The 11,739-nt window shown below is 58.9% G+C and carries 7 protein-coding genes; 6 read left to right on the forward strand and 1 reads right to left on the reverse strand.

Translation table 11 applies throughout. The features are described 5' to 3' along the window. The first annotated feature begins 306 nt into the window (after nt 1-306). Nucleotides 307-1,083 carry a histidinol-phosphatase gene (gene hisN / locus ASF29_RS18565; RefSeq protein ID WP_062452130.1) on the forward strand — a complete coding sequence of 259 codons (777 nt, stop codon included), beginning with the start codon at nt 307-309 and terminating at the stop codon, nt 1,081-1,083. Between the two features lie 200 nt (nt 1,084-1,283). Beyond that, nucleotides 1,284-1,469, forward strand: a complete 186-nt coding sequence (locus ASF29_RS18570) for a hypothetical protein (RefSeq protein ID WP_062452131.1) — start codon at nt 1,284-1,286, stop codon at nt 1,467-1,469. 3 nt (nt 1,470-1,472) lie between these two features. Here the strand turns inward: ASF29_RS18570 and ASF29_RS18575 are convergent, their stop codons facing one another. Then, a complete protein-coding gene (locus tag ASF29_RS18575; protein ID WP_062452132.1) occupies nt 1,473-3,233 on the reverse strand; it encodes an ABC transporter ATP-binding protein/permease in 1,761 nt (586 codons plus the stop codon). A 258-nt stretch (nt 3,234-3,491) separates the two neighbouring features. On the opposite strand from ASF29_RS18575, the gene ASF29_RS18580 reads away from it, so the two are divergent. The 4 genes from ASF29_RS18580 (at nt 3,492) to ASF29_RS18595 (ending at nt 11,538) form a co-directional block, all read left to right on the forward strand. Further along, on the forward strand, nt 3,492-6,821 hold the full coding sequence (locus ASF29_RS18580) for a transglutaminase family protein (protein ID WP_062452133.1): 3,330 nt from the start codon (nt 3,492-3,494) through the stop codon (nt 6,819-6,821). A gap of 19 nt (nt 6,822-6,840) precedes the next feature. Then, the gene (locus tag ASF29_RS18585; protein WP_062452405.1) at nt 6,841-9,231 is read left to right on the forward strand and encodes a circularly permuted type 2 ATP-grasp protein; all 2,391 of its coding nucleotides are present in this window, start codon (nt 6,841-6,843) and stop codon (nt 9,229-9,231) included. Between the two features lie 3 nt (nt 9,232-9,234). Next, entirely contained in the window at nt 9,235-10,116 is an 882-nt protein-coding gene (locus ASF29_RS18590; protein WP_062452134.1) for a transglutaminase family protein, read from the forward strand. A gap of 189 nt (nt 10,117-10,305) precedes the next feature. Next, nucleotides 10,306-11,538 (forward strand): TadE/TadG family type IV pilus assembly protein, encoded by a 1,233-nt coding sequence (locus ASF29_RS18595; RefSeq protein WP_244473593.1) that lies wholly within the window; start codon nt 10,306-10,308, stop codon nt 11,536-11,538. Nucleotides 11,539-11,739 lie beyond the last annotated feature (201 nt).

The raw sequence follows: 11,739 nt of genomic DNA on the forward strand, positions 1-11,739 counted from the left end.
TCAAAAGCTCTGCATCGGGCAAAAAAAACCGCGCCTTGGCGCGGTCAAGTCTAGGGAGGAAACACCCAAGGAGGGTATTTACAGTCAAAGACTGTGGGATGACGTTAGGCCCGATGTGCTTAATTGTCAATCAATTTTATTTAAGCCTAATTTTTACGCTATTTTTTCACATTTGCTCAAAAATTGGCATCGTTATGCCTTGCGGATGATTTAGTTTTCGCCTTTTGCAGCACCCGGGACTTGGCGAGTGGACGGAAGGCATTGAAGCGGGTTATGTCGTGATGGTTCGAACATGATGAGGTTTTGATGCTTCCAGATCGCGATTTCTTCTTTCGTCTCGCCGATGCCGCCAAGGCGGAAACGCTGCCCCGGTTTCGCACCGGCATCGCCGTCGCCAACAAGCAGGATGGCGGATATGATCCGGTCACAGAAGGCGATCAGGCAGCAGAGACGGCCATTCGCGCCTTGATTACCGAACATTTCCCGACCCACGGTATTCTGGGCGAGGAGCATGGCAGCGTCGGCATCGACCGTGAGCATGTCTGGGTGATCGATCCCATCGACGGTACACGTGCCTTCATTTCCGGCCTTCCCGTCTGGGGTACGCTGATTGGCTTTCAGTCCTCGGGCCGGTCAACCATGGGCATCATGGATCAGCCCTTCATCGGCGAACGCTATTTCGCCGATGGAAAAAACTCCTGGTACTTCGGACCGGGCGGCGAACGGCAGATCCGCACACGCGATTGCCAATCCCTCTCAGACGCGGTCTTGTTTACGACCTCTCCGCATATTTTCGCGCCTGCGGAGTTTGCGCGTTACGACAAGGTCGAGAAACAGGTCCGCCTGTTCCGTTACGGGGTAGACTGCTACGCCTACGCCCTTCTGGCTGGCGGTCATGTCGATCTCGTCGTCGAATCCGGTCTTAAACCCTATGATGTCGGCGCACTGATCCCCCTCATCGAACAGGCAGGCGGCGTCATCACCAACTGGGATGGTGGAAGACCCGAGGCGGCGGGCCGCATCATCGCAGCCGGCAGCAAGGCCCTGCATGAGCAGGCACTGGCACTCCTGTCGGGACTATAATTCTCCAAGGCATCGATAGGACCCGGCGCGCGTTTTGGTTGCTATTTTCGACCGAAATCACAGGCGTGACGGGCCTCAACCATGACCAACCTCGTGAAATAAAAGCGTAACGACATCAAGGTAACCGTTGGTTAACCATACTACGGCACTCTTGCGTTGAATTCTTTTATCTTCATCTACTGATATACGCGAGGATCGCTATGGCATATGACTGGAGTGGGAATACCGTCAAACAGCAGCGCTGCGACTGGGTTATCATTGCGGCATTGGTGGCTGTGGCCATCGTGGTCATAGCAACACCGCTGGCGCTTATGCGCGGGACAGCGCCAACATCCATCTTCGAGGCGACATCCATCGGAGCCAGTCCCAAGCTGGCGAAACTATAAGGATTACGCCTTGATGAGATCGAGGTGCAGAACGCGCGGTGACAGAACCTGCAGAATGGTTTCGGAGCGCCCGATATAGACAATCGCGCTATCGGTCATGCCAGCCAGCACGGCAGACAAGGTGTCCACAGTCTCTGTTTCCAGCCCTTCGAGCAGATCGTCAATAAACAGCCAGCGCGGCTTCAGCAAAAGCGCATTGGCAACCCGCACGCAGGCCTGCTCGTCGGAATCGAACTTCTTGTCCCAGCGAATATTGTCGTCCATGCGCGGAATGATGTGGCCCAGCCCGCATTTCTGCATGGCATCGAGAAAGTCCTGTTCCTTGAACTTTTGCGGGCTGCGCGGATAGCAGAGAATTTCGCGCAGCGGTGCAGCGGGTAGATAGCCGTGCTGGGCAATGAACAGTGTCTCTTCGCGCGGCGGCATGGTGATCGTTCCTCGCCCCCACGGCCAAAGCCCGGCAAGGGCGGCAAAGAACAGCCGTCGGTTGACGCCCTGGTCGCCGTTCACCATCAGCCGGTCGCCGACATGAATTTCGACAGGGGCCTCGCGAAGACGGAAAATCCGCGACATGTCCTGCCCGCCCGCTTCCGGGCATATTTCGACGGATGTCAGAAGTACCGGACCATCTGAGGTCTTTTCGATCTCAATGGCATTGCCGTGTCGCTCGACGCTGTCCATCTGGATCAACGCGTTGCGGAAGACCGAAACACGCTGCAGCGTGGCTTTCCATGCGGCGATCGGACCGAAATTATCGATGTACCAACGTAGCGCGACGTTGACCTGGTTGAAGGCACCCACGGCCATCATCAGGCCACCGAAGGTCAGGTTTCCCGAAAAATAGACAGGGGCTGCAATGAGAATGGGAGCCACGATGGCAAGCCAGCCATAGCCTGATGATACCCATGTCAGATGGGTCAGCGCCATGGCTAACCCTCTGATGACACCCAGCACCGCGTTGATATCCTCGCCGATCCGGTGACGTTCGTTTTTCTCGCCCCGCGCCAGCGTGATTGCCGTCAGGTTCTCGCTTGCCCGCATCAGGGAGAAGCGAAGCTCCGCTTCTTTCGAATAGCGTTCCGCATTGAGCGGAACCAGCCGGTAGCCGACGAGATTGCTGAGTAGGGAAGCGGAGCCTGCGTAAATCAGGGCGGCCCAGACCATATAGCCGGGTATCTCGACCATTTTACCACTGATCTGAACGGCAAAACCGGCCGACAGGCTCCACAGCACACCGATGAAGCTGACGAGAAGGATAGTGGCATTGACGAGACCTATCGCCAGCGCAGTGCTGCTTTCGGCCAGATTGCGCACATCGTCATGCAGGCGCTGGTCCGGGTTGATGGCGATGGCACCGAAACCGGAGAGCCTTGCGGCGCGACCGGGCTTGAACCACTGGTCGACCATGTCTTTTGCCAGACCCTCGCGCATGTTCAGCGCTGTCATCTGGTTCAGCCATGTCTGGAAGACGTTGAGCAGAAGCAGGGAGCCGGCGATGACGGCGAAAACTTCCAGTTGGTGAAGAAAGGCGTTGAGGTCGCGCCGTTCCAGCGCGTTGTAGAACGGGGCATTCCACTCGTTCAGCTTCACCTGCCCATAGGCGGTGACGAGAATGATGGTCAAGAGTGCTGCCATCAGCGCAATCAGCCTGCCCCGGACGCGAGACGTCCAGAAAGCATTTCCCATCATTTTCAGCTGCGACTTGAAATCCAAATCGAATGACGGGTGGCCGATCGTCTCCGTGGACAGATTACCTTGCGCCATCAGTACCTTGCCATTTCCATCGTGCGTATGAATTCCAGAAGGGTTTGCAGGTGCCACGTTACACGTATGTCATGACAGCAATAGCATGACGTGAGGGCTTGTCCACTTTCCATAACAGGTCCGGAATCGGACAACGTCCAGCAATGCCCGGCGGCGTTGAAATGTTCCTTGCTTTATTTGCGTGCATTGCACAAAGTCCAAGCAATCAAGAGGGGCGGAACAATCCGCGCAAACCGGAAAAACCGGGCAAGGACCAGTATGTCGATCAAAGCCAGCATCTACCATCTGACGCACTACAAATACGACAAACCGATCCGCCTCGGTCCGCAGATCATACGGCTGAAGCCCGCACCGCACTCCCGCACCCACGTCATCAGCCATTCGCTCAAGGTTTCCCCCGCCAACCACTTCGTCAATTTACAACAGGACCCTTACGGCAATTTTCTGGCACGCTACGTCTTTCCAGACCCGGTGACCGAATTCCGCATCGAGGTCGATCTCGTCGCGGATATGACCGTCTACAATCCCTTCGACTTTTTCGTGGAAGAAAGCGCCACCTACTGGCCTTTCGAATATCCAGAAACGCTGAAGGCCGACCTTTCGATCTACCAGACACCTGATCCATCGGGCCCACTTCTGGAAAACTACCTGAAAACGCTCGACTGGACGGCAGGACAGCCGACTGTCGATATGGTCGTCGGCCTCAATGCCCGCCTGCAAAGCGAAATCGGCTATGTCATCCGCATGGAAACCGGCGTGCAGACGCCGGAAGAGACGCTAGGGACGGCCAAGGGCTCCTGCCGCGACACCAGCTGGCTGCTGGTGCAGATCCTGCGCCATCTCGGTTTCGCCGCCCGCTTCGTGTCGGGCTATCTCATTCAGCTGACGCCGGACCTCAAGGCGCTCGATGGCCCCTCGGGAACCGAGGTCGATTTTACCGATCTGCATGCGTGGACGGAAGTCTATCTGCCGGGTGCTGGCTGGGTGGGTCTCGATCCGACCTCCGGGCTCCTGACTGGCGAAAGCCACGTGCCGCTGGCTGCAACGCCGCATTACAGCAATGCTGCCCCGATTTCCGGCGGCTATTACGGCGAGGCCAACACCGAATTCGCCTTCGACATGAAGGTCAGTCGCGTGGCCGAACATCCGCGCATCACCAAGCCCTTTTCCGACGAAAGCTGGGACCGCCTGAACGCCTTGGGCGATGAGGTGGATAAGGTTCTGGCGCAACAGGACGTGCGCCTCACCATGGGTGGCGAGCCGACTTTCGTGTCTATCGATGATTTCGAATCAGGCGAATGGAACACCGATGCCGTTGGTCCGACCAAGCGCGAAAAGGCCGATGTGCTGATCCGCAAATTGCGCGAGCGCTTCGCCCCCAACGGCTTCCTGCATTACGGCCAGGGCAAGTGGTACCCCGGTGAAAGCCTGCCGCGCTGGACCTTCTCGCTCTATTGGCGCAAGGACGGCCAGTCGGTCTGGCACAACCCAGATCTGGTGGCCCGCGAGGGTGTTGATACAGGCGTGACATCGGAAGACGCCGAAAAGCTGCTCACCAACATCGCCACCAATATCGGCATCGCGCCGGAACTGGTGCTGCCCGCTTATGAAGACCCGGCGGAATGGCTGATCAAGGAAGGCAATCTGCCAGACAATGTCGATCCGTCCAATTCCAAGCTGAAAGACCCGGAAGAGCGCAACCGTATCGCCCGCGTGTTCGAGCGCGGCCTGACGACACCCACCGGTTACGTCCTGCCGGTACAGGCGTGGAATGCCAAGGCCACGTCTGAGAAACGCTGGATGAGCGAGAAGTGGAAGACCCGCCGTGGCCGCATCTTCCTCGTTCCCGGCGATAGCCCGGTTGGCTACCGCATTCCGCTCGGCACCCTGCCCCACGTTCCGGAATCGAAATTTCCTTATATCCACCCGGCGGACCCGTCCGTTCCGCGTGGACCGCTGCCAGACGCCATGGCGCCATCCGCACGCGTGTTGCCAGAAGCCTCGTTTCAGGCCTCCGATGGCGCCACGCAGGAGCGCATCGAACAATCGATCAGCGACATCAATGGCGAAGTCCGCACCGCCATGTCGGTGGAAGCACGCGATGGACGTCTCTGCGTCTTCATGCCGCCGGTGGAGCGTGTAGAGGACTATCTCGATCTCGTCGCCGCCGCAGAAGCTGCTGCGACCGATCTTGGCCTGCCCGTGCATATCGAAGGCTATACCCCGCCGCATGACGAGCGCATGAACGTCATCCGCGTCGCGCCCGATCCCGGCGTCATCGAAGTCAACATTCACCCGGCGGCGAGCTGGAAGGATTGCGTCGATATCACCACCGCCGTTTATGAAGATGCCCGCCAGACACGGCTGGGTGCGGATAAATTCATGATCGACGGTCGCCACACCGGCACCGGCGGCGGCAACCACGTGGTGGTGGGCGGTGCCAACCCCAATGACAGCCCGTTCCTGCGCCGTCCCGACCTGTTGAAAAGCCTCGTGCTGCACTGGCAGCGCCACCCGTCGCTGTCCTATCTCTTCTCCGGCCTTTTCATCGGCCCGACAAGCCAGGCACCGCGCATCGATGAAGCCCGTCATGACAGCATGTACGAGCTGGAAATCGCCATGGCGCAGGTGCCGATGCCGGGTGAAGGCGCACCGCCGCTGCCATGGCTGGTCGACCGCCTGTTCCGCAATCTGCTGACGGATGTCACGGGCAACACACACCGCTCCGAGATTTGCATCGACAAGCTCTTCTCGCCGGACGGCCCAACGGGCCGCCTCGGCCTCGTGGAATTCCGTGGTTTCGAAATGCCGCCAAATGCGCGCATGTCGCTCGCCCAGCAATTGCTGGTGCGCGCCATCATCGCCCGCTTCTGGAAGAACCCTGTGGGTGGTAAATTCGTGCGCTGGGGAACGGCGCTAGCAGACCGCTTCATGCTACCGCATTACATCTGGGCCGATTTTCTCGATGTGCTGGCCGACCTGAAAGACAACGGCTTCGATGTGAAACCGGAATGGTTTGCGGCGCAGCTAGAGTTCCGCTTCCCCTTCTTCGGAGAGGTCGAATATGAAGGCTCCAAGCTGGAGCTTCGTCAGGCGCTGGAGCCATGGCATGTCATGGGCGAACAGGGTGCCATCGGCGGCACCGTGCGCTATGTGGATAGCTCGGTCGAGCGTTTGCAGGTGCGGCTGGAAACCTCCAACCCGTCTCGTTACACCGTGGCCTGCAACGGTCGCGCCGTGCCGATGAAGCAGACCGATGATTCGGGTGTCTCGGTTGCCGGTGTGCGCCTCAAGGCATGGCAGCCATCGCAGGGCCTGCATCCGGCTTTGCCGGTCAACACTCCCTTGACCTTCGACATTTATGATACATGGTCGAACCGATCGATCGGCGGCTGCATCTATCATGTTGCCCATCCGGGCGGTCGCACCTATGAGACTTTCCCCGTCAATGGAAACGAAGCGGAAGCAAGACGACTTGCCCGTTTCGAACCCTGGGGACATACCGCCGGTCAGTATACGCTTTGGCCGGAAGCTGCGTCGCCGGAATTTCCGCTGACGCTTGATTTGAGACGCCCGCAGGGAGTGTGACTTGGCAAAGGCACCGGCAATGGAACGGACAAACGATAAACCCGGCATGGCCTCCATGCTGGATTATCGCCCCATGCCCGGAATTGCCGATGAGATGCTGGATATCCACGGGAACATTCGCCCCGTCTGGCAGCCTTTTGTGAATGCTCTCGGGCGTATGGAAGAGCGCGAATTACACGAGCGCTTTTCCCGCACCGACCGTTACCTGCGCGACGCTGGCGTGTTTTACCGTGATTACAGCGCGCAGGGAAACACCGAGCGCAACTGGCCGATTTCCCATATCCCGGTTCTGATCGATGAGAAGGAATGGGAAGCGGTTTCCCACGGGCTCATTCAGCGTGCCAATCTGCTGGAACGCATCGTTGCCGATTTCTACGGTGAAAACCGGCTGGTCCAGCAAGGCTACGTGCCGCCCTCGCTGCTCGCCTCCAACCCGGAATATCTGCGCCCGCTGGCAGGCGTCAAACCGGCAGATGGGCATTATCTGCACTTCTGTTCCTTCGAAATCGGGCGCGGCCCTGACGGCAACTGGTGGGTACTGGCAGACCGCACGCAGGCCCCATCCGGCGCAGGCTTTGCGCTGGAAAACCGCGTGGCCACCACCCGCGCCTTTTCCGACATCTATGCCGAGGCCCATGTCCACCGCCTCGCCTCCTTCTTCGGCGCGTTTCGCGATACGTTGCAGGCTCACCGCCAGCACCCGGATGACCGCATCGCGGTTCTGACGCCCGGCCCCGCCAGCGAGACCTATTTCGAACACGCCTATATCGCCCGCTATCTCGGCTTCATGCTGCTGGAAGGCGAGGACCTCACCGTCGTCAACAACCGCGTCATGGTCCGCACGGTCGCTGGCCTCAAGCCTGTCGGCGTCTTGTGGCGACGGCTGGATGCGTCCTATACCGACCCCCTGGAACTGGATCAGAACTCCCATATCGGCACGCCCGGCATGGTGCAGGCGCTGCGGTCCGGCTCGCTCAGCATGGTCAATGCGCTGGGGTCAGGCATTCTCGAAACCCGCGCGCTGCTAGCCTTCATGCCCGCCATTTGCCGCCATCTTCTGGGTGAAGACCTCGCCATGCCTTCCATCGCCACATGGTGGTGCGGCCAGCCGTCCGAGCGGGAGCATGTGGCGCATAATATCGAGCGCATGGTCATCGGCCCCGCTTATTCCCGCCTGCCCTTCTTCGATGATAACGACCAGTCGGTTCTGGGCTCCTCGCTGCGTGAAACGGCCAAGGATTCCATCGGTGACTGGCTGGCAAGCGATGGCCACAAGCTCGTCGGTCAGGAAGTCGTCACGCTTTCCACGACACCGGCCTATGTCGATGGAAAGCTGGTGCCGCGCCCCATGAGCTTGCGCGTCTTCGCGGCCCGCACGCAAGATGGTTGGCAGGTCATGCCCGGTGGCTTTGCCCGCATTGGCCGCAGCAATGATACGGCGGCCATTGCCATGCAGGCAGGCGGCAGCGCTGCCGATGTCTGGATCGTCTCCGACAAGCCGGTGGAGCGCACCACGCTTCTGCCAGCGGAAGAAAACTTCATTCGCAATATGCCCGGCAGCCTGCCGAGCCGCGCTGCCGACAATCTGTTCTGGCTGGGCCGCTACATCGAGCGGGCGGAAGGTGCGCTGCGCATCCTGCGCGCATGGCACGCCCGCTTTGCCGAATCCGCCGATCCGAAGCAGCCGCTTCTGGCCCACGTCACCGCCTATCTCGAAACCATCGATATCGATGTCGAGGAAGCCGTTCCCGCAAGCCTGATCGCCAATCTCAACAGCGCGATCTACTCCGCCAGCAATATCCGCGACCGTTTCTCGCCGGATGGCTGGCTGGCCTTGAATGATCTCGCCAAAACCGCGCGCCGATTCCAGAGCAAGGTCGCCGCCGGTGATGACGCCACCCACGCCATGACGGTACTCTTGCGCAAGCTCGCAGGCTTTGCCGGTCTGGTGCATGAAAACATGTATCGTTTCACCGGCTGGCGGTTCCTGTCCATCGGTCGTTATCTGGAACGCGGCCTGCATCTGACCCGGCTTCTCGGCCATATGAGCGGCCCGGATGCACCTGACGGCGCCTACGACATGCTGCTCGAAATCGGCGACAGCGTCATGACCCATCGCCGCCGCTACAACGTCAACACGGCAGCGCTGACGGTGATGGATTTGCTGGGCCTCGATCCACTCAATCCGCGCTCCATCCTGTTCCAGCTCAACGAAATCCGCACCGAGGTGGAGCAACTGCCCAATGCCTTCGTCAACGGCCAGATGTCGGGCTTTTATCGCGAGGTCATGCGCGTCCACTCGGGTCTCGCCGTCATGACGCCGGAAAACCTGTCGCCCGCCGTTTTCCGTCAGCTGGAGCAGGATCTGGAACATCTGTCGGACCTTCTCGCCCAGACATATCTCGGATAGGCCATGCTCTACGATCTGACGCTGCACATGGGCTATATCTACGATACGCTGGCATCCGGCGCGCGCCACATCATCCGCATCATGCCGCTGTCCATCCCCGGCAGGCAGAGATTGATCGCCGGAACACTGAGCGTGACGCCATCCCCGGAAGAGCGCACCGTCTTCGATGATTTCTTCCAGCAGAGCGCGACCTCGGTGTTTCTGCGCGCCCCGCACGATAAGCTCGATATCCGCATGCAGGCCCGCGTTTCCGTGGAAAGCCCCTCGCTGACGGCGGATTTCTCGCCGCAACTGTCGAGACTTCCCGCAGAGCTGGCCAGTGTCTGGTCGCTCGATCCGCAGTCACCGCATCATCTGGCTGGCATCAGCCCACGCATCGGTGAGAACGCAGCCATTGCCGCTTATGCCCGCGAGACGATCAAGCCCGGCATGACCATCCGCGAAATCGCGATGGCGCTGTGCAAGCGCATCTACAAGGACTTCAAATATGATGGCGAGGCGACCACCGTCGATACGACACCAGCCGAAGCCTTCAAGCTGAAACGCGGCGTCTGCCAGGATTTCTCGCATATCATGATTTCGGCGCTGCGCAGCCTCGGCATTCCCGCAGGCTATGTTTCAGGCTTCCTGCGCACCATTCCACCCGCCGGCAAGGAACGACTGGAAGGCGCGGACGCGATGCACGCCTGGGTGCGGGTCTGGTGCGGTGAAGCGACCGGTTACATAGAGCTAGACCCCACCAACGATATCGTCGCTGGCAGCGACCACATCGTCGTCGGTTATGGGCGCGATTATTCCGACATCGCCCCCGTCATCGGCGTCTTGAAAAGCTACGGCAACCAGCAGACCACACAGGCCGTGGACGTCATTCCCGTCAAGCATTGAAGCCGTATCAAAACGGAACGAAACGCGTGTCGTGCCGGCACAAAGCGTCGTTTCACGACAGAAACCTGTCCCGTTTCGAGCACTCGATAAATTTGCTCACGTTGCGTTAGGAAAATCTACATCGCCTGTAGGTAGTGGTGATTCCATACGACAATCCAACGGGTGGACATGATGTTCAATGGGGCCGGAATGAAGAAACGGATGCGCGCGCTGCTGAGCGACAGGCAGGGAAATTTTGCCATGATGACGGCGGCGGCCCTGCCGCTTCTGATGGGCGTTGCCGGGGCCGGGATAGAGTTCAACAGGGCACTCCAGGTCAAGTCCGACCTGCAGAACGCCGTCGATTCTGCAACCCTTGCCGCCGCTACCAAATTCCGTGAATCGCAAGGCGAGAAAAGCGACGGAGAACTGAAGGCCGCGGCTAAACAACATATAGACGCTCAGGACTTTACCAAGGACTTGCCTGAAGCAGAGAAGAAAAGCTTCGATGAAAAGGTGGCCACCGTTACGGTTAGAAACGAAACCGCCAAGGGCATCACCTTCAAGATATCGATGACCGTCAGTTACCAGATGCCGCTCAACCCGTTGCTCGGCCTCATCTGGGAAAAGTCTGTCCCGGTCAGCGCCACCAGCACGGCGGAGAGCAGCTTCAACAACGGCTCGCCATTATCGATGTATCTCGTGCTCGATCGCTCCGGCTCGATGTCGTTCAAGACCGATACGGTGGATAAGAGCAAAAGTTCGTGTCAGAATTTCACGCTCGCCAACTGGACCACGAAGCCCGCGACGGTGCAGGCTTCAAGCCCATGTTACGTGGCAAAAAGCACCTCGTTGAAAACCGCTGTCAGTTTTTTGGTGAAGACCCTCAACACGTCTGACAAGACCTACAAGGCCGCCGGAGCGCCGGAATCGACCCTGGTTCGCACGGGCGCGATCGCCTATAACGACACGACCTTTCCCGGGCAGGATATCGACTGGGGCACGAAAAAAGCCAATGCCTATGTGCAGGCCATCCCGCTTGTCCCAGAGGGCGGAACCAACGCCGATGCGGCGCTCATGACCGCCTTCGACGCACTGAAAAGCTCCAACACCAAGGAAAGCGACGAACACAAGAGGAAAGGCAATCTGTCGTTCAAGCGTTATATCGTCTTGATGACAGACGGGGAAATGACGGGCAAAGGCTCAAGCTGGGATGCTCCTACCGATGCTTCGGTTCGCGCCACCTGCGCCAAGGCGAAAGCCGACGATATCAACATCTTCACTGTCGCCTTCATGGCACCCGCCAAGGGGAAATCGCTTCTTCAGGCCTGCGCCACCAGCGCAGACAACTATTACGCGCCGGAGAACATGGACGAAATCGTGGAGGCCTTTGGCGATATCGCTCGAAAAGCATCCGGCGATGTGAGCCGCCTGACCAACTGAAATCCTTAACTCCGATTTGATAGACCACGGAAACCACATCGGTTTTCGTGGTTTTTTGTTATTTTCACATCATGTCCATAACCCTGTCATAACTCTCTAAGTCATTCACGTTTCCGGCAAAACGGCTGTTGCCACGGCACGATATCGGTGCATAAATTGCGAACATAGCTGGCATGCCGGATCGACAGAATCAGACACTCT

This window comes from Rhizobium sp. Leaf262, from assembly GCF_001422245.1.
In the GTDB taxonomy this organism is placed as follows: Bacteria; Pseudomonadota; Alphaproteobacteria; order Rhizobiales; family Rhizobiaceae; genus Agrobacterium.

Coding starts and splice junctions, on each gene's coding strand:
- ASF29_RS18585 (WP_062452405.1), top strand. CDS start 6,841: ATGGAACGGACAAACGATAAACCCGGCATGGCCTCCATGCTGGATTAT.
- ASF29_RS18570 (WP_062452131.1), top strand. CDS start 1,284: ATGGCATATGACTGGAGTGGGAATACCGTCAAACAGCAGCGCTGCGAC.
- ASF29_RS18590 (WP_062452134.1), top strand. CDS start 9,235: ATGCTCTACGATCTGACGCTGCACATGGGCTATATCTACGATACGCTG.
- ASF29_RS18575 (WP_062452132.1), bottom strand. CDS start 3,233: ATGGCGCAAGGTAATCTGTCCACGGAGACGATCGGCCACCCGTCATTC.
- ASF29_RS18580 (WP_062452133.1), top strand. CDS start 3,492: ATGTCGATCAAAGCCAGCATCTACCATCTGACGCACTACAAATACGAC.
- ASF29_RS18595 (WP_244473593.1), top strand. CDS start 10,306: ATGAAGAAACGGATGCGCGCGCTGCTGAGCGACAGGCAGGGAAATTTT.
- hisN (WP_062452130.1), top strand. CDS start 307: ATGCTTCCAGATCGCGATTTCTTCTTTCGTCTCGCCGATGCCGCCAAG.